General features: G+C 65.1%; 15 protein-coding genes and 1 tRNA gene. 8 read left to right on the top strand and 8 right to left on the bottom strand.

Annotated elements, in window-relative coordinates; all coding sequences use genetic code 11:
* Window positions 1–50 precede the first annotated feature (50 nt).
* The gene (surE, locus tag WKH79_RS08015) at window positions 51–815 is read right to left on the bottom strand and encodes a 5'/3'-nucleotidase SurE (RefSeq protein ID WP_063506863.1); all 765 of its coding nucleotides are present in this window, start codon (window positions 813–815) and stop codon (window positions 51–53) included.
* Window positions 815–2,095: a serine--tRNA ligase gene (gene serS, locus WKH79_RS08010; protein WP_341858541.1), complete on the bottom strand. Its 1,281-nt coding sequence runs from the start codon at window positions 2,093–2,095 to the stop codon at window positions 815–817. The genes surE and serS overlap by 1 nt, the downstream gene beginning before the upstream one ends.
* A gap of 131 nt (window positions 2,096–2,226) precedes the next feature.
* Between serS and WKH79_RS08005 the strand changes: the two genes are divergently transcribed.
* A complete protein-coding gene (locus WKH79_RS08005; protein ID WP_341858540.1) occupies window positions 2,227–3,528 on the top strand; it encodes a sulfotransferase in 1,302 nt (433 codons plus the stop codon).
* Window positions 3,529–3,582: 54 nt separating this feature from the next.
* On the opposite strand, the gene WKH79_RS08000 is transcribed toward WKH79_RS08005, so the two are convergent.
* Window positions 3,583–5,916: a TonB-dependent receptor gene (locus WKH79_RS08000; protein ID WP_341858539.1), complete on the bottom strand. Its 2,334-nt coding sequence runs from the start codon at window positions 5,914–5,916 to the stop codon at window positions 3,583–3,585.
* 127 nt (window positions 5,917–6,043) lie between these two features.
* On the opposite strand from WKH79_RS08000, the gene WKH79_RS07995 reads away from it, so the two are divergent.
* The 5 genes from WKH79_RS07995 (at window position 6,044) to WKH79_RS07975 (ending at window position 13,923) form a co-directional block, all read left to right on the top strand.
* Entirely contained in the window at window positions 6,044–6,655 is a 612-nt protein-coding gene (locus WKH79_RS07995) for a TetR/AcrR family transcriptional regulator (protein WP_156494010.1), read from the top strand.
* 60 nt (window positions 6,656–6,715) lie between these two features.
* On the top strand, window positions 6,716–6,967 hold the full coding sequence (locus WKH79_RS07990) for a hypothetical protein (protein WP_063506866.1): 252 nt from the start codon (window positions 6,716–6,718) through the stop codon (window positions 6,965–6,967).
* A 175-nt stretch (window positions 6,968–7,142) separates the two neighbouring features.
* On the top strand, window positions 7,143–8,825 hold the full coding sequence (locus WKH79_RS07985) for a BCCT family transporter (protein ID WP_050600858.1): 1,683 nt from the start codon (window positions 7,143–7,145) through the stop codon (window positions 8,823–8,825).
* Window positions 8,826–9,200: 375 nt separating this feature from the next.
* Window positions 9,201–11,879: a TonB-dependent receptor gene (locus WKH79_RS07980; RefSeq protein ID WP_341858538.1), complete on the top strand. Its 2,679-nt coding sequence runs from the start codon at window positions 9,201–9,203 to the stop codon at window positions 11,877–11,879.
* A gap of 79 nt (window positions 11,880–11,958) precedes the next feature.
* Window positions 11,959–13,923: a sulfotransferase gene (locus tag WKH79_RS07975; protein WP_341858537.1), complete on the top strand. Its 1,965-nt coding sequence runs from the start codon at window positions 11,959–11,961 to the stop codon at window positions 13,921–13,923.
* A gap of 44 nt (window positions 13,924–13,967) precedes the next feature.
* On the opposite strand, the gene WKH79_RS07970 is transcribed toward WKH79_RS07975, so the two are convergent.
* The 3 genes from WKH79_RS07970 to WKH79_RS07960 all read right to left on the bottom strand — a co-directional run bounded on the left by WKH79_RS07970 (window position 13,968) and on the right by WKH79_RS07960 (window position 16,001).
* Window positions 13,968–14,042: transfer RNA gene (locus tag WKH79_RS07970), tRNA-Val, on the bottom strand.
* 79 nt (window positions 14,043–14,121) lie between these two features.
* Window positions 14,122–14,913 (bottom strand): S49 family peptidase, encoded by a 792-nt coding sequence (locus WKH79_RS07965; RefSeq protein ID WP_341858536.1) that lies wholly within the window; start codon window positions 14,911–14,913, stop codon window positions 14,122–14,124.
* Window positions 14,895–16,001, bottom strand: a complete 1,107-nt coding sequence (locus tag WKH79_RS07960; RefSeq protein WP_341858535.1) for a S49 family peptidase — start codon at window positions 15,999–16,001, stop codon at window positions 14,895–14,897. Before WKH79_RS07960 ends, WKH79_RS07965 begins: the two co-directional genes overlap by 19 nt.
* Window positions 16,002–16,104: 103 nt before the next feature.
* On the opposite strand from WKH79_RS07960, the gene WKH79_RS07955 reads away from it, so the two are divergent.
* Both WKH79_RS07955 and WKH79_RS07950 read left to right on the top strand, forming a co-directional pair.
* On the top strand, window positions 16,105–17,130 hold the full coding sequence (locus tag WKH79_RS07955; protein ID WP_341858534.1) for an aspartate carbamoyltransferase catalytic subunit: 1,026 nt from the start codon (window positions 16,105–16,107) through the stop codon (window positions 17,128–17,130).
* Window positions 17,127–18,356, top strand: a complete 1,230-nt coding sequence (locus WKH79_RS07950; protein ID WP_341858533.1) for a dihydroorotase — start codon at window positions 17,127–17,129, stop codon at window positions 18,354–18,356. Before WKH79_RS07955 ends, WKH79_RS07950 begins: the two co-directional genes overlap by 4 nt.
* A gap of 66 nt (window positions 18,357–18,422) precedes the next feature.
* Here the strand turns inward: WKH79_RS07950 and WKH79_RS07945 are convergent, their stop codons facing one another.
* Together WKH79_RS07945 and WKH79_RS07940 are read right to left on the bottom strand one after the other, a co-directional pair.
* Complete coding sequence (locus WKH79_RS07945) at window positions 18,423–19,739, bottom strand: SPOR domain-containing protein (protein WP_341858532.1); 1,317 nt, start codon at window positions 19,737–19,739, stop codon at window positions 18,423–18,425.
* 38 nt (window positions 19,740–19,777) lie between these two features.
* Window positions 19,778–20,314, bottom strand: coding sequence for a hypothetical protein (locus tag WKH79_RS07940; protein ID WP_341858531.1), 537 nt, complete (start codon window positions 20,312–20,314; stop codon window positions 19,778–19,780).

Below are 20,314 nucleotides of genomic sequence, written 5' to 3'. Positions count from 1 at the left end.
CCGGCCTAGGTGCGCGCGGAAATCCGCAGGGTCAATAGCATAGCGTGCACTCAGCTCTCGTACCGGGCTGCCAGCGCGCCCAGCGACGAATGGTGGGTCAGGTCGAGCTGGAGCGGGGTCACTGCAATATAGCCATCGTCGATCGCTTCGAGATCGGTGCCATGGTCGAGCGTATGTTCGATCGCCTCGAGCCCGAACCAGTAGTACTGGAAGCCGCGCGGGTCGCGGCCTTCGACGACCGTGCCGCGCGAATAGTCGTGGAACCCCTGCCGCACCGCGCGAATACCCTTGACCGCATCGGGCGCGATCGGGGGGAAGTTCACATTGACCAGCGTACGCTTGGGCAGCGGCGTGTCGAGCAGCGGGCCCAGCACCTTGGCGCCCCATTCGGTCGCAGCGGCGAAGGCGGAATCGCTGTTGCGGGTTTCCTTGGTATAGACCTGGCTCATCGCGATCGAGCGCACCCCCGCCAGCGCGCCCTCGATCGCCGCCGAGACCGTGCCCGAATAGGTAATGTCGTCGGCCAGGTTCGCGCCGCGATTGACGCCGGACAGGATCACGTCGGGCTGCGCCTCGATTACCTTGCGCAGGCCCATGGTTACTGCATCGGTCGGCGTGCCGGTCACCGAGAAGCGGCGTTCGCCATGTTTGCGCAGGCGCACGGGCCGGGTGAGGGTGAGCGCATGGCCCATGCCCGACTGTTCCTCGTCGGGCGCGCAGATCCAGATATCGTCGGAGAACTGCCGCGCGATTTTCTCGAGCACGGCGAGGCCCGGGGCGTGGATGCCGTCGTCATTGGTCAGAAGGATACGCATCAGGCTGCAGGCTCCAGTTTGGTGACACCGCCCATATAGGGGGCCAGCGCTTCGGGCACGGCGACGCTGCCATCGGCCTGCTGGTAGTTTTCCATCACCGCGACCAGCGTCCGGCCGACCGCGAGGCCCGAGCCGTTGAGCGTATGGACGAAAGCGGTCTTCTTCTCGCCTTCGGGGCGATAGCGCGCATTCATCCGGCGCGCCTGGAAATCGCCCGTGTTCGAGCAGGAGGAAATCTCGCGATAGGCACCCTGCCCGGGCAGCCAGACTTCGAGGTCGTAGGTCTTGCGCGCGCCGAAGCCCATGTCGCCCGTACACAGCAGCATCCGGCGATAGGGCAGGTCCAGCGCCTCGAGGATGCCCTCGGCGCATTTGGTCATGCGCTCATGCTCCGCATCGCTGTCCTCGGGGAGGCAGATGCTGACCATCTCGACCTTTTCGAACTGGTGCTGGCGAATGAAGCCGCGCGTGTCGCGGCCCGCCGATCCCGCTTCGGAGCGGAAGCACAGCGTATGCGCGGTCAGGCGGATCGGCTGCGCGAGATCTGGAAGGATGTCGCCTGCGACCGAATAGGTCAGCGGGACTTCGGAGGTCGGGACCAGCCAGCGATCATCGGTGGTACGGAAACTGTCCTCGGCGAACTTCGGCAGCTTGTCGGTGCCGTACATCGCCTCGTCACCCACCAGCACGGGCGGGTTGCATTCGGTATAGCCGTTCTCGCGGGTCTGCTTGTCGAGCATGAACTGCGCCAGCGCACGGTGCAGCCGCGCGATGTCGCCGCGCAGGAAGGTGAAGCGCGCGCCAGACAGCTTGGTGCCGGTCTCGAAATCCATTCCGAGCGCGGGGCCGATATCGGCGTGTTCGCGGGGTTCGAAATCGAAGCTGCGCTTCTCGCCCCATTGCGCCAATTCGACATTGTCGCTCTCGTTCGCGCCGTCGGGCACATCGGCCGCGGGGAGGTTGGGCAAAGTCGCCAGCAGATGGTCGAGCTCTGCCGCCGCAGCGCGTTCGGCCTCTTCCCATTCGGGCATCGACGCCTTGATCTCCGCGACTTCGGCCTTGAGCGCTTCGGCCTTGTCCTTGTCGCCCTGACCCATCGCCTGGCCGATCGCTTTCGACGCTTCGTTGCGGCGGCTCTGCGCCTGCTGGACCCTGGTCGTCGCCTCGCGCTTGTGCGCGTCGAGCGCAACGATGCGGTCGGCCACCGGTTCGGCCCCGCGGCGGGCGAGGGCGGCGTCGAATTCCTGCGGATTGCTGCGGATGTAAGCGATGTCGTGCATGGCCCGGCCTATGCCTTTTCGCTTCCCGCTTGGCCAGCCACTTCCCGCGGGGCGACCTTGTCCTTTTGCGGGCACCGCATTAGGCCCCGGACGTTCAGGGGGACATCGAAGAGCTTGAAAGGGCTGCCAGCTTGAACGACCAGCCGATCCAGCCGCCGCGCCGCACGCGCTTTATCGATATTGCGGACGGGGTGATCCGGGGCGGACGCAAACTGGGGCTGATGGACCCGGCGCGGCTGGAAAAGGACTTCCTTATGGAAGAGGCCGTACAGGCCACCGGGCTCGACGATTTCGGCGATCGCTGGTTCGAACGCCCCCTGGAAGTCCTGCTCGACAGCGTGAAACGCGAAGCCCAGCTCAACGCGGCGGGCGAATTTTCCGCCATGAAGATGTTTCACCACGTGCTGCGCGACCGGCTCTACACGCAGATGTGGTTCAAGCGGCACCCGGAAATCCTCGCCCGGCCGCTCAAGAACCCGGTGGTTATCGTCGGCCCGATGCGATCGGGTACCACGCGGCTTCACCGCCTGCTCGCGGCCGACCAGCGCTTTGCCCACCTGCGCAGTTTCGAAACCATCAGCCCGGTGCCGCGGCCCGGGTTCGAGCAGGTCCTAGCCGGCGAGGCGGAGGACTTCCGGCCCAAGCTGGCCGCGCGCATCCTCAAGGTCGCGCGGCTCGCCAACCCGCGCACGCTGTCGATCCATCCGACCGGCCCTTACGAACCCGAGGAGGAACTCGGCCTCGTTGCCGCGTCGATGTACGGCATGAAGTGGGAAGCGCAGTGGAACGTGCCGTCCTATGCCGAATGGTGCCACGAGGAGAGCGCCATTCCCGCATACCGGCACATGGCCAACCTGCTGCGCCTGATCGGCTGGTCGCAGCAGGAAAGTTCGCTGCGCCCGTGGATCCTCAAGACCCCGCAGCACATGCTCGACCTGCCCGCACTGCTCGAGGTCTTCCCCGATGCACGGCTGATCTTCACCCACCGCGATCCCAAGCAGGTGGTCGGCAGCGCCGCCTCGCTCGCCTGGAACCAGACCATCATCTATTCGGATCACAACGATCCCGCGCAGACCGGCCGCGACTGGCTGGGCAAGACCGCGACCATGGTCGCCCGGATGCGCGCCGCGCGCGACGCGATCCCGCGCGAACGGATGATCGACGTCCAGTACGAGGACATGGAAACCGACTGGCGCGGCACGATGGAGCGCGTCTACCGCTTCCTCGATCTCGAGATGGAACCCGCTGTCGCGGGGATGGAAGACTATCTCGACCGTTCGGCCCGGCTCAAGCGGCACCCGCATCGCTACAGCCTGGCCGAGTTCGGCCTGCGCGAAGACGAGGTGAACGAACGGTTCGCCGATTACACCGAAACCTTCGGCATACCGGTCGGCGCACCCACCGCGGCGGCGCGCACGCGGCTCGCCAAATAGCCATGCGAAAGGGGCGGGGTACGCAGACCCCGCCCCTCTTGGAATTGCGGCCGCTCAGTAGTTGAAGGTGAGCGTGGCGAAAACCTGCCGCGGGTTGCCGTAGAACGCCGTCAGCGTGCCTTCTGGCCCGAGCGTCGGGACGGGAAAACCGTTGGCGCCATTGACGATGTCGCCGGTGACCGGATCGGTCGCGACGAAGGTATAGCCGCTGGTCTTGTATTCCTTGTCGAGCAGGTTCTTCCCGTAAACGCCCACGCTCCAGCGATCGTCGGGGGCACTGTAGACGATGCTCGCATCGAGCAGCGCGTAGCCGCCCTGGTCGAGATAGGGGTTGGGGATTTCGAACTGGCTGGTCTTGCTGCGATAGGACAGCGTCGTTCCCAGATAGAGATCGCCCGGTCCCACGGGCGTATCGTAGCTGGCCGTGATGCTGCCGGTTACCTCTGGCGTGTTCTGGACGACGCGGAATGCGGCGACATCGGTCGGGGTGTTGCCGATATTGGTGATGTATTCGTCGTATTGCGCATCGATATAGCCCAGCGAACCGGCAAGGCCGAAGCCGCCGCCGAAACGGGCGCTGGCTTCCAGTTCGAGCCCCTTGAACGTCGCCTTGCCGGCATTCGACACCACGCCGCAGAAGCTGGGCAGGCCGCCCACTTCGCACGCGACGGAACCCGGAATCTGTACGTCGGTGTAGTCGGCATAGAAGGCTGCGGCAGCGATGTTGAAAATGCCGAGACTGCCCTTGTAGCCGATCTCGTAGCTGTCGACCTCTTCGGGGGCGAAGCTGAGGAAGGCGGCGACTTCCGCATCGGTTGGTGCGCCCGGTGTGGCTGCCGGGGCGTTGGTGCCGACCCCGCGGGGGTCGAAGCCGCCGCCCTTGAAGCCCTTCGAATAGCTGGCGTAGATATTGTGGTCGGGCGTCGGCATGAAACTGAGCGAGGCCCGCGGGGTGAATTTCTTGAACTGCCGGCTACCCTGAAAATCGGTGCTTGCCGCTCCGAAGGGCACACCCGCGCCGCCGAATTCGGGCGAACCGCCGCCGAGATAGTTCTGCCGCAGGATTTCGGCGCTGCGTTCATCCCAAGTGTAACGACCGCCGAGAGACAGGCTGAGCTGATCGGTCAGATCGTAGGTGAGATCGCCGAAGATGGCATAGGTTTCGGTGTCGACATTTGCCTGTGTGAACGCGGTCAGCCCGGCGAAAGTGGTGAAGATGCGGACATCGAACAGCGTGTCCGCCTTCGCGTCGAGATAGTAGAATCCGAGCAGGCCGGCGAACGCGCCGCCATCGTCCCACAGCAGCTGGAATTCCTGGCTGATCTGCTCGTTGAGGTAAGCGCCGGGCACATCGAGATCGACCGCCGGAAGCGCATCGAAATCAATCGGCGAATAGCTGTCGTCCTTGCGCCAGGCGGATATCGACCGCAGCGTCAGCGCGCTGCTCAGCTCGACTTCTGCGTGCATCGCCAGCCCGTAGGATTCCACTTCCTGTTCGGGATCGTTGAGCGCTCCGCGCGTGTCGAAGACATTGTCGAGCACGGGCGCGCCGGATACCAGCCCGGGGATCAACCGGTGGCCACCACGCGGATCGCTGCTGTCCTTGGTATAGTCCCCCTGGATCCGGATGAAGGCAGGTTCGCCATAGCCGCCCACCTCCAGGCTCATACGGCCGCCCCAGATATCCTTGTTGTAGTTTTCGAGGCCCGTGGTGAGATTGTCGCCGAAACCGCCCCGCGAAAGCCGCGCAACCGAGCCGCCGACGCGGACCAGGTCGCTGATCGGTGCCGAAGCGGTGATCACGCCTTCGGCCTGGTCGTAAGTGCCGTAGGTAGCGCGAACGCGCACCGAGGGATCCTGCGGCAGGCGGCGCGTGACGTATTTTACGGCCCCGCCGATCGTGTTGCGGCCATAGAGCGTGCCCTGCGGCCCGCGCAGCACCTCGATGCGCTCGACATCGTAGATATCCAGCACCGCAGCCTGCGGCCGGTTGAGATAGACGTCGTCGAGATAGATGCCGACGCCCTGCTCGAACCCCGAAACGGGGTCCTGTTGGCCGATGCCGCGGATAAAGGCCGACAGCGTCGAATTGGTGGCTCGGCTGGCCTCCAGCGTGACGTTGGGTACGCTCTGCCCGACATCGGTGATGTCCAGCGCGCCGCGCCGTGAAAGCTCTTCGCCGCTGATCGCGGTGACCGCCACCGGCACCTCCACCAGTCGCTCCTCACGCCGGCGTGCGGTGACGATGATGACATCCTCTGCAGCCGTCGCCGGCGCAGCCTCCAGCGGCTCCGTGTCGGCGGACTGAGCCTGCGCAGGAGCCGCGGCAAGTGCCGCGGTCGCCGCGCCGCACAGCAGGCTGGCGGTAAGAATCTGTGTCGGACGCATTTCGGTTTCTCCCTCCCGATTGTCTTATGCAGCAAGCTGATACTGAAACCTGAACCACCTTTCAAGTTTGTTGTTGCGCGGAGGATGCGATTTGCTAGGCAAGCAATCTATTCGAAGGGGGCGAACAGTGGCCGCAACGCACAGCCAGGGCGACAAGACGCCGCGTACCGAGCGGGGCCGAAAGACCTTGCGCAAACTGCTCGATGCGGCTGCGACCGAATTCGCCGAGAAGGGATTTCACGAAGCCTCGATCAGCGGAATAACCCGCAGTGCAGGCGTCGCCCTTGGCACTTTCTATACCTATTTCGACAGCAAGGATGCGGTCTTCCGTGCGCTCGTATCGGATATGAGCGCGGGTGTCGGGAAGGCTGCGCGCGAGGCGCTCGACCCATCGATGGGGGCGCTGGAGATCGAGCGAGTGGCACTGCGCGCCTTTCTCGAGTTCGCTGCCGAGCATAAGGAGATCTACCGGATTATCGACGAGGCCGAATTCGTCGATCCGGACAGCTACCGCGCGCATTACGAGACCATCGGCTCGAGGATCGAAGAGCGCCTGAAGCTGGGCGGTGAGAGCGGCGAGTTCGCGCCGGGGCTGGGGACGCCCGAGGCCTGGGCCGTGATGGGCATGAACGTTTTCCTGGGCCTGCGCTACGTCATCTGGGGCCGCGAAGGCGATCCGGACTTCGAAGAAATCGCGCGCCGGGCCAACATGTTGCTGACCCGGGGCATCGCCAGCTAGCTCCTGCGATCGCGGAACCGCGGGCGTGCGGGGCCGTTGGTCTGGCAAAGGAGATACGATATGATCGGCAAGGTAATCGGAGCATTCGTCGGCGACAGGCTCGCCAAGCAGACCGGCGGCATTGGCGGCGCCAGCGGCGCGGCACTGGGTGTCGTCGCCACCACAGTCCTGCGGCGCATGAGCCTGCCCGCAATGCTGGCCCTGGGCGTCGGCGGCTATGTCGCCAAGCGCGTCCTCGACAAGCGCGAGGAGGGCAGCGACAGTGCTTCCCCGCCTAAGACTTCGACGGCTCCGGCGACCAAGGCCGCTTAGGCCAAGGTCGCAGCGAAGCGCGCAAAAGGGCTGTCCCGCAAGGGGCAGCCCTTTTGCTATCAGGGGAACAACGGGTTTGCATATCGCCGAACCCTTTCTATGGTCGGTCCAGGGATTCCCCCAAAAAGTCAGACAAAATCGCGCCGCACCCCGGTGCGCTTGCGCAGGAGACGACATGCCAGCAGAGCCCGATCATCCAATCGATCCTCCGCTGATAGACTTACCCATCAAGACCGCGTCGCGCGGCTTTTACGACGGCTTCAGCCGCGAGGTCACGATCCCGTCGAAGGTGATCGTCTCCCTCCTGATCATGTGGGCGATCTTCTTCCCGGTCAGCGCCAGCGAAACGCTGTCTGCGGCCAATTCGAGCATCATCGCCACCTTCTCCGGCTGGTACGTCTACCTCGTCGCTTTCCTGATGTTCACCTGCTTCGTGCTCGCGCTGTTCCCTCAATCGGGTACGCTGCGGATAGGCAATCCGGGTGAAAAGCCCGAGTTCGGTCGCTTCTCCTGGTTCGCCATGCTGTTCGGCGCGGGCATCGGGATCGGCATGCTCACCTATTCGACCGGCGAACCGCTGGCGCACTTCTCGAACAATCCGGACATCATCCGCGGCCTGGTGGACGCGCGGACCGCCGAAGCGGTGCGTCCGGCCTATATCTACACCTTTCTCCACTGGGGCTTTGCAGCCTGGGGTACCTATGCGCTGGTCGGCCTGGCGATTGGCTATGTCGCCTATCGCCGCAATCTGCCGCTGACGATCCGTTCGGCGCTCGCGCCGCTGTTCGGCCTGCGCCTGTCGGGCGTCTGGGGGCACCTGGTCGATATCGTGGCCGTAGTGGCGACAATCTTGGGCGTCGCGGTTACCATGGGGATCGGCGTGGAGCAGTTCGTCATGGGTCTCGCCCGGCTGGGTGTGGGCGACTGGCTGCTGGATCCGGACGGTTCTTCCTCGATCGCGGCGGTCATCCTGTCGCTGCTGGTTCTCGTCGGGGCTTCGACGATAAGCGCGCTTTCGGGCGTGGGCCGCGGGATCAAATGGCTCTCGAACCTCAATATGGGGCTGTCTTTCGCCTTGCTTGCCCTGTTCGCAATCGTCGGCTCGGCGTTCGGCGGCCTCAAGTTGCTGGGTGTGGGCGTGTGGGATTACCTGCGCACGCTGGTGCCCAACTCGCTGACGCTGTTCGACGCAGGCGGCGAATTCGGGGATGCGCTGGTGCAATGGCAGCTCGACTGGTCGGTGTTCTACTGGGCCTGGTGGATTGCCTTCGCCCCCTTCGTCGGCATGTTCATCGCGCGCATTTCGCGCGGGCGCACCATCCGCGAATATGTGTTCGGCGTGGTGCTGGTGCCGTCGCTGATGTGTTTCTTCTGGATGGCCATGGTCGGGGGAACCGCGATCGATCTCGAGCTAAGCGGCGCAGCGCAGGGGAGCATCGTCAACGCAGCGATGTCGGACCAGCTCTTCGCGACGCTGGCAGTCCTGCTCGATCCGGCTGTCGCCGCTGTCGTGTCGGGCCTCGTCGTCCTTCTGTTGATGACCTATCTCATCACCTCCGCCGACAGCGCGATCCTCATCGTCAACACGATCAATGGGGCGGGGGAAAGCGAAAGCGAACGCAACCATCACATCCTGTTCTGGGGTGTGGCGCTGGCCTTCGTCGTCGGCAGCATGCTGATCCTCGGGGGCATCGATGCGATCCGCATAACAATGATCATCGGGGCGCTGCCATTCAGCTTTGTCGTCGCCATCATGGGGGTCGCGATCCTCAAGGCGGTGATTTACGACCTGTTCCGCAAGCACCATGGCGTGCCGACCACGGCCCAGGGATGCGCGGAAGCGGCCGAGGGCAAGTAACGCGAGCACTAATGCGCCGCCTTCTTGGCGGAGCCCAGCAGTGCAGTCTGGCCGTCATTTGAATTGCACTTGGTCATCCAATAGTACCGTGAGAACTGCATTTGAATAGAACAAGTCCAAAAAATGAATATTTGCTTCATACATGGACTGTTCTCAAAGTAACGCGGGACGAAGATTTGAATGTTGTTTTGATGCAACAGCCCTGCGGTTGATCTTGCGCAGCGGCCCGCTGGACGGTGGCCGCCTTTCCTTTGCCTTGTTATTGGCTCCCGAGGCGACGGTTCTCCAGTGAATTCGCGCCCGTCTTTTTGCCAGCCGGACCCTGGTCTGTGAGCCGGCACCCGAGCATTAATCGAGAATGAGGGAATCCCCGACATGAAATATCTCGTCAGCGGCGCGTCGCTTGGCGCGCTGGCTATCGCAACCGCAGCGCCCGTGGCCGCGCAGGACGTGGCTCCTGCAGCCGAACAGCGGCAGGGCGGCGTCAACGTCATCATCGTGACCGCGCAAAAGCGCAGCGAAGACCTGCAGGATGTTCCCGTGTCGGTTTCGGCGATCGGTGAAGAAGGGCTCGAAGAGCTCGCCATCGACACCTTCGAGGATTACCTCGAACAGCTGCCGACCGTGACAGCAGGCGGCAGCGGGCCGGGCCAGAACACCATCTACATCCGCGGCCTGGCCTCGACCACGCCCAATCTAACCACCGCCGGTGTCGCCGGCCTCGCGCCCAACGTCGCGATGTATCTCGACGAACAGCCGCTCGCACAGCCGGGCCGCAACCTCGACGTCTATGCCGCCGACCTTGCGCGGATCGAAGTGCTGTCGGGACCGCAGGGTACGCTGTTCGGTGCCAGTTCGCAGGCGGGCGTCGTTCGCCTGATCACCAACAAGCCCGATCTCGGCGGCTTCGATGCGGGCGTGAATGCCGGCGTGTCCTTCACCAAGGGCGGCGAAACCAGCTACAAGGCCGATGCGATGATCAACGTGCCGGTCACCGACACATTCGGTCTGCGCGGGGTCTTCTATCTCGACGACCAGGGCGGTTACATCGACAATGTCGCCGGCACCCGCAACGCCAGCGAAAGCGCGCGCTTCCGCCCGGCCGGGACCGTCCGTTCGAACGGCGTGCCCGTCAGCCCGCTGCGCGGCGGCATCCAGACCGGCGCCGACCTGTCGAACGTGAACTTCATCAATGCCGACAACGCCGGCATGGTCGAAGACGATTTCAACGACACGCAATATGCCGGCTTCCGTGCGACCGCGCTGTGGGAAGTCACGCCCGACTGGACGGTGACGGTCGCGCATTCGCGCCAGAGCGTCGAAAGCGATGGCGTGTTCTTCGCCGATCCCGAACTCGGTGGTCTCGATGACCTCGAGATCCAGCGCTACGAGGAAGACCGCCTCGAAGACGATTTCTCGAACACCAGCTGGACGGTCGAAGGCCGCCTGGCGATGCTCGATGTCGTCTATACCGGCGCCTACACCAACCGCGAAACCGAACAGCGCGTCGACTATTCCGACTATCTCTTCGTCGGTCAGTATCTGCCCTATTACATCTGTGACGGCAGCGTCAGCTATCCCGGCGCGGCCGATCCGAGCGGGACCTGCCAGGCGCCCAATCTCTATGTGACCTCGGCCAGCAAGACGACCGTGTTCACGCAGGAACTGCGCTTCAGCACGCCGGCGGAAAACCGCTGGCGCGTGACCGCAGGCGGGTTCTATTCGGACCTCGAGCTGAAGGAACGTAATGACTTCGCCTATCCGGGCAATGTCCTTGCGCAGCCCTTCGGCCCGTTCGCGCCGAACTTCCCGCAGGAAGGGTTCACCACCGATCCCGGCCCGTTCCCCGCCGACACGATCTTCCGCAACGACATCCGTCGTACCGATGAACAGTTCGGCATTTTCGGCGAAGCCAGCTTCGACATCGTACCCGACTTGCTGACAGTCACGCTCGGCGCGCGGTATTACGACATCGAAGTCGATTTCGAAGGCAGCGCGAACGGCAGCTTCTGCAACAGCGGCGCGGCTACCGATGCCAACGCCTTCGGCACCGATCTCAACGATCTGTACGACGGTGACGGCGAATACACCTTCATCGGTTCGTGCGACGCTTCGCTGCGCCAGACCTTCACTCTCGATAATTCGCTCGCGGACATTCGGGCGGCTCTTGCTCCTCTGGACAATGCAAACACTGCCGTGGATGAAGCTGCAGTCGCTGCTCAGCAGGTGTTCAATGCGGTTCGGGCGCCTGACGCTGCCAAGACCGACGGGGTCATTTACAAGGCCACGGCGACCCTGACCCCGACGCAGGACCTGCTGTTCTACGCGACCTATTCGGAAGGTTTCCGTCCGGGCCTGCTCAACCGTCCGGGCGGCGCGACCAATGGTGCCGGCTTCACCGTCCCGTTCGAACTCGAGACCGACGAGGTCAAGAACTACGAACTGGGCTGGAAGCTCGATCTCGCCGATGGTCAGGTGCGTTTCAACGGCAGCGCCTTCTATGTCGACATCAGCCGACTGCAGACCACCATCTTCGACCCCTCGATCACCAATCTGTTCTTCTCGGCCAACGCCGCGGATGCAGAGATCAAGGGCGTGGAAGCGGACTTCACCTTCGCGCCCTATTCGGCGCCGGGTCTGACCGTTGCAGGGGCATTCTCGATCCTCGACACCGAGATCACCGAAGTGCTGATCCCGACCAACGACGTCGTCGCGGGTTCGGACCTCGCATTCGCCCCGTCCTTCCAGGGCAATTTGCGCGTACGCTACGAATGGGACCTGTCCGATACGCTGGAAGCCTATGTCCAGCCGCAGGTCAGCTATTCGGCGTCGAAATTCACCGATGTGGTCGAAATCAACAAGCTCGAGCTCGACAGCTACACCGTCGTGGATTTCGCTGCCGGCGTCATGTCGAACAACTGGAAGTTCGAAGTCTTCGGCGACAATCTGTTCGACGAGCGCGCGCAGATCTCGGGCAATTACGTCAACGACCGTGCGCGGATCACCACCAACCGTCCGCTGACGGTCGGTTTCCGGGTCGGCTACGACTACTGATCCGGTTCACCGGGAAACAGGACGGCGGGGGCGAACACGGGTTCGCCTCCGCCGTTTCTCTTTGTAAGGGTCGCAGGCAATGACGACACGCGACGACAGATTGGCGCAGGCGCAGAAGGCGCTGCAGGCAGGCTACTTCGAGAAAGGAATGGCGCTCGCTGCCGCGCTGGTGGACGAGGATCCGGGCGACAGCGAAGCGCTCTACATGGCCGCCGTCGCCGCGCGCTATCTCAAGCGCTTCGTCGAGGCCGAACGGCACCTTGCGGCGTTGCACGCGGCGATGCCCGAATACGGGCGCGCATGGCAGGAGGCAGGGCATCTCGCCCGTGCGCAGGGCGACAGGGCCGCTGCAATTGCGGCCTTCGGCCGTGCCAAACGGTTCAATCCCGCGCTCGAAGCCAGCTGGCGTGCGCTGGCCGAGCTGGAACAGGCGGCCGGTCGGCCAACCGCCGCCGAGGCGGCGCGCGCACAGGCCGAGCGTGTTGCCCGCCTGCCGCGCGAACTGGTCGCGGTGATGCACCATCTTCACGAGGGCCGACTGCTGCGCGCGGAAGAGATCTGCCGCCATTTCCTGCGCGCCAACCCGCGCAATGTCGAAGGCATGCGATTGCTGGCCCAGATCGGCATCAAGCTGGGCATTCTCGATGACGCCGAATTCCTGCTCGACAGCGCCAAGGCTTTCGAGCCCGACAACATCCAGGTCCGGCTCGACTATATCGACGCGCTGCGGCGCCGCCAGAAATTTGCTCAGGCGCGGACCGAGGCCGAAGCCCTTCATGCGCGCGATCCCGAAAACCCGCTGTTCCAGTCGCATCTGGCGATCGAGAGCATGCAGACGAGCGACTACGACCGGGCCTTCGAATTGTTCGACGCCATTCTTGCCAAGCTACCCGGCGATCCGGCGACGCTCACCAGCAAGGGCCACGCGCTCAAGACCACCGGGGCGCAGGAAAACGCGGTGGCCAGCTATCAGGCCGCCATTGCTGCCAAGCCCGACCATGGCGATGCGTGGTACGCACTGGCGAACCTCAAGACCTATCGCTTCACCGACGATGAAATCGTGCGCATGCGCGAACAGGCCGGGCGGCCCGACCTTGCCTTCATGGACCGCGTCCACCTGTCTTTCGCGCTGGGCAAGGCGCTGGAAGATCGTGCCGACTACGCCGACAGTTTCGCGCATTATGAACGCGGCAATACGCTGAAACGGGCGCAGACCCGGTACAGCGCCGACGCCATGACAGCGGAGCTGGCGAAGCAGCGCGAGCTGTGCACCGCCGATCTCTTCGCCAAGCATGCCGGCAGTGGGCACGATGCGCCCGATCCGATCTTCATCGTGGGTCTCCCACGCGCGGGATCGACCTTGCTCGAACAGATCCTCGCCAGTCACAGCCAGGTGGACGGTACGCTGGAACTGCCCAATATCCTCGCGCTGGCGCACCGCCTGCGCGGGCGCAAGGCGGGCCAGTCACGCTATCCCGAAATCCTGCACGAGCTCGGCAGCGACCAGCTCGCTGCCTTTGGCGCGAAGTTCATCGAGGATACGCGGGTGCACCGGCAGAACGCGCCGTTCTTCATCGACAAGATGCCGAACAATTTCCGCCACATCGGCCTGATCCATCTGATCCTCCCCAATGCCAAGATCATCGACGCGCGCCGCGCGCCGCTCGACTGCTGTTTCTCGGGCTTCAAGCAACTCTTCGCCGAGGGGCAGGAGTTCACCTACGGCCTCGCCGAGGTGGGACGCTATTACGCCGATTATGTCGACCTGATGGATCACTGGGACACGGTGCTGCCGAGAAAGGTACTGCGGGTGCAGCACGAAGACGTGCTTGATGACCTCGAAGGCCAGACCCGGCGGATGCTCGATTACCTCGGCCTGCCGTTCGAGGAGCAGTGTCTCGAGTTCCACAAGACCCGCCGGGCAGTGCGCACGGCAAGCAGCGAACAGGTCCGCCGACCCATCAACCGCAGCGGGCAGGACGCCTGGAAGCCCTACGATCCATGGCTCGCACCGCTACGCGAAGCGCTGGGCCAGCACGGCTGAGCCGGATTTGCGGCGGGGATCGATCCGAGAGCGTCTGGCGGAAATGGTGGGCGCGGCAAGGATTGAACTTGCGACCCCACCCGTGTGAAGGGTGTGCTCTACCACTGAGCTACGCGCCCGCCCGGTGCTGTCCGCGGCGTTCGCAGCGGAAGGGCAGGGGCGCGCCTTTACTGTGCGAATCGCCGCGTGGCAAGCGCTCTAGCCGAACACCAGCTGCACAATCCGCGCGAGCCAGCCGGTGGCGGCCCGGTCCTGCGTTGCAGCGGGCTGCGGGGCGGGGCAAGCAAGGCAATAGGCCTGGACGCCCCGCGTTCCCAGCAAGCGATCCGCATCCGCCGCGATGCGGGCGACAAACGCCGACCGGCTCTGCGTCATGCGGGCAATCACATCGCCGCCCGAGCCGGCCTCTTCCCCGTCGCCGATCAGCCATTGCCGCAGCAGCGTGTCGTAGGTCGACGGCGCTTCGCCCAGATAGAGCACGTGCCAGTCGCTGCCGAGTTCGGCGCGTTCGGCGGTCCATGCCAGCGCTTCCTCGATACCGCCATATTCGTCGACCAGCCGTAGCTGCCGGGCGGTACCGCCATCCCATACCCGGCCCTGGCCGACCGCATCGGCCTGTTCGCGCGTCAGGCTGCGCGCCTCGCCCACGCGGTCGAGGAAATCCTCGTATCCGTCTTCGATGAAGGCCTGCAGGATAGCATCGGTTTCGGGAGTGAACCCGGCGATCAGATCGGGCTGACCCGACAGCGGCGTGGTGCGCACGCCGTCGCTGGTGACACCCGCCATCGCCGCGGTTTCCTCGAACGTCGGGATCACTGCGAAAATGCCGATCGAACCGGTAATGGTCTCGGGTTCGGCGAAAATGCGATCGGCGGGCGTGGACACCCAGTAACCGCCGCTGGCTGCCACATTGGCCATCGACACCGCGATGGGAATGTCGCGCGCCTTGTGCCGCAGGATCGCATCGCGGATCAGCTCGCTGGCGAGCACCGACCCCCCGGCGAATCGACCCGCACGACCAGCCCGGCAAGCTCTTGCTCGAGCGCGTCGTCGAGCAGCCCGGCGATCCGGTCGCCGCCCGCGGTGCCGGGTCCTGCATCGCCATCGACGATTTCGCCCGCCACCGTGATCACCCCGATGGGCCGCCCGGCATCGGGCAGCGGATTGTCCTCGAGCCAGGCGTTGAGTTCGGTGTGGGGGTAGGCGTTGGGACCCTCCGCCCAGTCGTCTTCGCCGACGAGTTCGACCACACGTTGTTCGAAATCGGCGCGAGTGCCAAGTTTGTCGACAAGCCCCGCCTGCAAGGCGGCGGTAGCCAGATCGCCGCCCGCCGCTTCGATCCACGCGACCGGCTGGTCGGTGATCCGCGCGACATCGGCGGCGGGGCGGGCCTTCTTGAGATTGGCGCGGTATTCTTCCCACAGCGTCTCATACAGCGCTCGGGCATTCTCGCGCGCGGGGTCGGACATGCCGGCCCGGCTGTAGGGTTCGACCGCGCTCTTGTATTCGCCGACCTTGTAGACGCGTGCGTTCACCTTGAGCTTGTCGAGCAGGCCCGCGTAATAGAGCCGCTCGCCCCCGGGCCCGGCAATCACTGCGCCGCCCAGCGGGTTGACCCAAACCTCGCTGGCATGCGCGGCGAGCAGCATCCCGTCGTCGGTATAGGCGGTGGCATAGGCCAGCACGGGCTTTTCCGCGGCGCGCACCCGGTCGAGCGCTTCGCCGATCGCCTGCATATGCACCTGTCCGCCGCCGAGGAAACGGTCGAGATCGAGCACCACGGCCGAAATCCGTTCGTCTCCGGCAGCTTCGTCAAGCGCGTGGATCACGTCGCGGGCCTGGTATTCGCCGACCGGCGCGGTGCCAGAAAGCAGGGCGGCGATCGGGTCGATCTCGGTCCGCTCCTCGACGACGACGCCGCTCAGATCGAGCAGCAAGGCGCCATCGCGCACGGCGGCCGGGCTGGGGCGCGCAGTCAGCACGGCAAACAGGGCGGTAAAGAACAGCAGCATGAAGACGAGCACCAGCCCGTCCTTGATGCCAACCAAAAGCCGCCAGACCTTACCAGCAAACTGCATGCGTCAAATCTCCTGTTGGAAATCGAACTAGGGCAGCGCTGCGGCCAATGCCACTGGAAAGCGCTTGAGCGCCCCACGCAGCTCGACTAAGGGCGTGGTCTCAATGACATCGACGGAAACCTCGCCTCACGCCGCCCGCTATCCCGCGGGCGCGCTCGCTTTCCCGCATCGCGACCTGATCGGGATCGGCCAGCTCGAACGGCACGAGATCCTGTTCCTGCTCGACGAGGCGGAGCAGTGGGTTGCGCTCAACCGGCAGGCGACCAAGCGCGAGAACCGGCTGGCCGGGCTGACGGTGATCAACGCCTTCTTCGAGAATTCCACGCGCACGCTGCTGAGCTTCGAGATCGCGGGCAAGCGGCTGGGGGCGGATGTCGTCAACATGCATGCCGCCCAGTCGTCGGTGAAAAAGGGCGAGACGCTGATCGATACCGCGATCACCCTCAACGCGATGCGCGCCGACGCGATCGTCATCCGCCACGGTTCGAGCGGGGCAACCCAGCTGATCGCCGACAAGGTCGGCTGCCCCGTGCTCAATGCGGGCGACGGGCAGCACGAGCATCCGACCCAGGCGTTGCTCGATGCGCTGGCGCTGCGCCATGCGCTGCGCGACAGGGGCGAGGCGGCGGACGATTTCACCGGACTGAAGATCGTGATCTGCGGCGACATCCTGCACAGCCGGGTCGCGCGCTCCAACCTGCTGTGCCTGCAGGCGCTGGGGGCCACCGTGCGGCTATGCGCCCCGCCGGCGCTCATGCCCGCCGGCATCGAAGCGATGGGCGCGGAGGTCTATCACGATTTCGAAGCGGCGCTGGACGGTGCCGATGTGGTCATGATGCTGCGCCTCCAGAACGAAAGGATGAGCGGCCAGTTCATTCCTTCCGCGCGCGAATACCACCATCTCTACGGGTTAACGAAGACCCGGCTCAGGCAGGCATCGCGAGACGCGCTGGTCATGCATCCGGGGCCGATGAACCGCGGGGTGGAGATCGACAGCGAGGTGGCCGACATGATCGACCGCTCGATCATCACCCGGCAGGTGGAAATGGGAGTTGCGATCCGCATGGCTGCGCTCGACGTGCTGACACGCCGTTCACGCGGTGTCCCCGGGTGGGGAGACGCGGCATGAAGCAGCAACGACCGCTGACGATAGAAGGTGGCCGGCTGGTCACGCCCGCTGGCGTGCAGGGCGGCGCGCTCCGGCTGGTCGACGGTTGCATCGACGGCGTCGGCACGGCCGCGCAGGACGGTGACGAAGTGATCGATGCGGGGGGCGCACTGGTCGCTCCCGGGCTGGTCGATCTCGGCGTCTTCGCGATCGACAAGCCGGCCTTCCATTTCGGCGGGATTACCCGCGCTGCGTTGATGCCCGATCAATCACCGCGCCTCGATCTGCCGAGCCGTGTTTCCTATATTGCGAAGAGCGGCAAGCCCGATTTCTGGGTCCACCCGCTCGCCGCCGCCACGCGCGATCTGGCGGGGGCCGAAATCGCCGAACTGGGCCTGATGCGCGAAGCCGGGGCGCGCGGCGTGGCAACCGGCCGACAGTGGATCGCGAATTCGGGCACCATGCTGCGATTGCTGCAATATGCCGCCATGCTCGACCTGTTGGTGGTCGCGCATCCCGAGGACGCCGCGCTGGCCGGCAACGCTGTCGCCACGGCAGGCGAAGTGGCCACCCGCCGCGGCTTGCCCAGCGCCCCTGCCGAAGCCGAATCCATCGCGCTGACCCGCGATATCGCACTGGCGGAAATGGCCGGCGCGCGGATCCACTTCCGTCAGGTGACCACCCGCGCCGGGCTCGAGATTGTGCGCCGGGCCAAGGCGCGCGGCGTGTCGGTGACCTGCGGGGTGACCCCGGCCCATTTCATGCTGTCCGATCTGGCCACGGTCGATTTTCGCACCTTTGCCCGCCTGTCGCCGCCGCTACGCAGCGAAGACGACCGCCAGGCGGTCCGCGAGGCGATCGGCGACGGTACGGTGGACGTGATCGCGAGCGGCCACGATCCACGCGGGCCCGAAGACAAGCGGCTCCCCTTCTCCGATGCGGAACCGGGCATGGCGGGGGCGGAAACGCTGCTCGCGATGACCCTGTCGCTGGTGCGCGACGAGGTCATCGATATCGGGCGCGCGTTCGAACTGGTCGCGACGAAGCCCGCTGAAATCCTGGGCGTCCCGGCGGGCGCGATTGCTCCCGGGCTCGAAGCCGATGTCGCCATCATCGATCCGGACAGGCCGTGGATCATCCAGAGCGCGAAGATGGAAGCCACTGCGGGCAATACGCCGTTCGACGGCCAGCCGACGCAGGGGCGGGTGCTGCATCTCTACAAGGGCGGCGTGCCGATCAGGCACTAGGCCAGCGAAAACCCCGCCCGGATCTTGTCCGGACGGGGCCTCTCGGTGGTTTGGTAAACTGATGGATTAGCGGGAAGCGACCCGAACGCCCGCATCGACCACGGCGATTGCTCCCGGAAGCTTGCGGCTGGCAGCGTAGGCAATGCAGCCATCGCCGCGGCTCTTGACCGTCCGGCACATCGAATCGGCCGAGGTCTTGGCGAAGCCGGCGGCCGCGACGCGGTAATAGATCTTGCCGTTGACGCGGGCCTTGGTGATCACGCGCTCGGAACTGGCAAGTTCGGGATAGCGTTTCTGGAACTGCTTCCACGCCTCATTGGCATCCGACATCGAGAAGAACGAGCCGAGCTGGACATTGTAATCGCCGCTGCTGCTGCTGCTGCGCGGAGCGGCGCTCGCCGGAGCGGCTGCGCGGGCGTTGCGCGGAGCAGCCGGCCTAGCAGCCTGGATCGGCGTATCCTGCACCACTTCGCGACCGACAAAGCGGATGCCGCCTGCCGGGGCAAGCCCGGCGTCGGCCAATGCGACATCGGCGCCATCGTCTACCGCGGGCGCGGCTTCGACCGGCGGCAGTTCTTCGGCGAAAGCAAAGTCGCCGCGCGGTGCTGCGACCGGTTCGGCTTCGCCGCTCGCTGCAAGCATATCGACACTGGGATGATTGGACAGGGCCAGCATCTGCGGCTGGCCGGGATCGGCTTGCGGCTGGACCCCCAGAACGGTGGCGACGCGTCCGGTGAAGGCTTCGGGGCGCGCCAGGGCCGCCCATTCGGCCATGCGGTCGCCGACCTCGCCCGCGGGGACATCTTCCGCGGCCATGAGGCGAGCGGCGCGCCAGTTGCCCTGCATGGCATAGGCATAGGCGAGGTTCTGCCGCACCTTGGGCGTGTTCTGCCCGCCGCGCAGCGCGTTGCCGAGGACATTGACGCCGTGGTCGGGCCGGCCGGCCAGCGCCATGGCGAGCCCGTAATCGGCTGCATCGAGCTTGTCTTCGAAACGACTGAGTGTGCCCAGCGCGCCCATCTGGTCGCCTATCGCTACCTGCGCGAGGGCATGGCTGATCACTGTTCGCGGGGCGGTATCACCCAGTTCGATCGCTTCGGCAAAGGTCGTCGCGGCTGACGCGAAACGCCCATCGGTCAGATAGGCGTTGGCGAGCAGCGTGCGCGTATAGGCGTCGCGCGGGCTGGCCAGTACGGCGGCTTCGGCATGGCGCACGGCTTTCGAAGCGTTCCCCTTGGTCAGCGCCTGTTCGGCATGCGCGGCCGAATAGGAATGGCTGGGGGCAGTCTTGCCCGTACACGCCGTAAGCGCAGTGGTCGCCAGCGCCGTGGTGACGGCGAGCTGGACGAACCGCTTGTTCCTGGCTTTCGTCTCGATGCTCATTCTTCCCCCCTTTGAAGGCGATTCCGCGTCGTTCGAGTTCATTTTTCGCTGCGCTGCACCTGGGCAGCGAGGCTTGCGATTTCGGGCATTTCGGCGAGCAACGCGTCGAGCGCGTCGGTCACCAGTTGCTGTGCGCTGCGTCCGCGAACGGTACAGGCAAGGCGCAGCATGAGATGGCGTTCCTGGTCGAGCCGCAGCGTGAATGCGGCCCGCTTGCCCTGCGCTGTGGCAGGGCGCCGTACGATCGGCTTGCGCGGAGCGGGTTCGTCGAGCTGCGCCTGGATCTTGTTCAGCGAAGCGCGCACCTGGTTGGGTGCATCGGTTTCCTTCGCCGCTTGAGGCGATAGCGGCACGACGTTCTCCGGCACCGGCTCCAGCCGCGGCCGGGGCCGCGCATCGGTTTCATCACTGGCGCTGTCGCCCATGTCGTTCCAGCCGAGATCCTCGAGATTGGCCGCGGCTTCCTTGCCATCGACCGGTCCGACGATGCCCGATTGCGGACGCATGGCCGGTTTCGCCCCACCCTTGCGTGCAAGCAGGGTGGACGAGAGAGAGGCGAAGTTGGCGTCAGACAT

The organism is Qipengyuania sp. GPGPB31, assembly GCF_038396345.1.
Classification (GTDB): Bacteria; Pseudomonadota; Alphaproteobacteria; order Sphingomonadales; family Sphingomonadaceae; genus Qipengyuania; species Qipengyuania citrea.
This window is presented reverse-complemented; position numbering and strand designations above follow the sequence as displayed.

Coding starts and splice junctions, on each gene's coding strand:
- surE (WP_063506863.1), bottom strand. CDS start 815: ATGCGTATCCTTCTGACCAATGACGACGGCATCCACGCCCCGGGCCTC.
- serS (WP_341858541.1), bottom strand. CDS start 2,095: ATGCACGACATCGCTTACATCCGCAGCAATCCGCAGGAATTCGACGCC.
- WKH79_RS08000 (WP_341858539.1), bottom strand. CDS start 5,916: ATGCGTCCGACACAGATTCTTACCGCCAGCCTGCTGTGCGGCGCGGCG.
- WKH79_RS07990 (WP_063506866.1), top strand. CDS start 6,716: ATGATCGGCAAGGTAATCGGAGCATTCGTCGGCGACAGGCTCGCCAAG.
- WKH79_RS07985 (WP_050600858.1), top strand. CDS start 7,143: ATGCCAGCAGAGCCCGATCATCCAATCGATCCTCCGCTGATAGACTTA.
- WKH79_RS07980 (WP_341858538.1), top strand. CDS start 9,201: ATGAAATATCTCGTCAGCGGCGCGTCGCTTGGCGCGCTGGCTATCGCA.
- WKH79_RS07975 (WP_341858537.1), top strand. CDS start 11,959: ATGACGACACGCGACGACAGATTGGCGCAGGCGCAGAAGGCGCTGCAG.
- WKH79_RS07960 (WP_341858535.1), bottom strand. CDS start 16,001: ATGCAGTTTGCTGGTAAGGTCTGGCGGCTTTTGGTTGGCATCAAGGAC.
- WKH79_RS07955 (WP_341858534.1), top strand. CDS start 16,105: ATGACATCGACGGAAACCTCGCCTCACGCCGCCCGCTATCCCGCGGGC.
- WKH79_RS07950 (WP_341858533.1), top strand. CDS start 17,127: ATGAAGCAGCAACGACCGCTGACGATAGAAGGTGGCCGGCTGGTCACG.
- WKH79_RS07945 (WP_341858532.1), bottom strand. CDS start 19,739: ATGAGCATCGAGACGAAAGCCAGGAACAAGCGGTTCGTCCAGCTCGCC.
- WKH79_RS07940 (WP_341858531.1), bottom strand. CDS start 20,314: ATGTCTGACGCCAACTTCGCCTCTCTCTCGTCCACCCTGCTTGCACGC.